Below are 637 nucleotides of genomic sequence, written 5' to 3'. Positions count from 1 at the left end.
GCTTTTGGCAAACCTGCAAGCTTCATATTTGCTGCCCTCCCTAAACACTCTCTTCGGTCGTGCCCAGGGAGGGTATTTGGACAATTGCCTTTTGCTGGGATTTATCGGATTAACTATAGAACATGGCCCTTATTATAAATGGATAAAATTCATATATTATGCCGGTAATATAACCAGATGCCAATGCTTTGTTGATATTCTTGTTTATAATCATTAAAAATGTTAAGAAGAATCAAATTTTCTTAATGGGTCGATCGTATTTTTATTATATTTAATCCCGGGATTAGCCTGTTACAGTTCCAAAGGGTGAAGTATTTGTGTTAATATTAGTTGCATGGCAGTGCGGTATGTGTGAGGTTATACTGCTGTAATGTGGCTGAGGTGGCGAAGCATGTAACAGACTTAATATGATTTTTTTAATTTAACCCAAAATACGCGTACCTGATGCTTTTTTTAGTGATATAAAAATATGATTATTTTTACTTTATAAAACTGATAAAACTTCGGCTTTATCGCCCGTATTGGATGGATAAGCTGAATAAATATCAGTATATATACTAGTTGTATGTAATACCGGGATTAGTTGTGTGAGATCTTATAAATTGGCCTCCACCCTTTTTAGGCTGAAGCAGGGAAC

General features: G+C 35.5%; 1 protein-coding gene. It reads left to right on the top strand.

The window, feature by feature from the left end:
* On the top strand, window positions 1-217 hold a 217-nt coding region (locus tag ACE1ET_RS20615; RefSeq protein WP_375730317.1), incomplete at its 5' end, for a hypothetical protein.
* Window positions 218-637: the final 420 nt, after the last annotated feature.

Origin of the sequence: Quyinboa mangrovi, assembly GCF_042219825.1 — a bacterium.
In the GTDB taxonomy this organism is placed as follows: Bacteria; Bacteroidota; Bacteroidia; order Bacteroidales; family UBA5342; genus JBHJHP01.
This window is presented reverse-complemented; position numbering and strand designations above follow the sequence as displayed.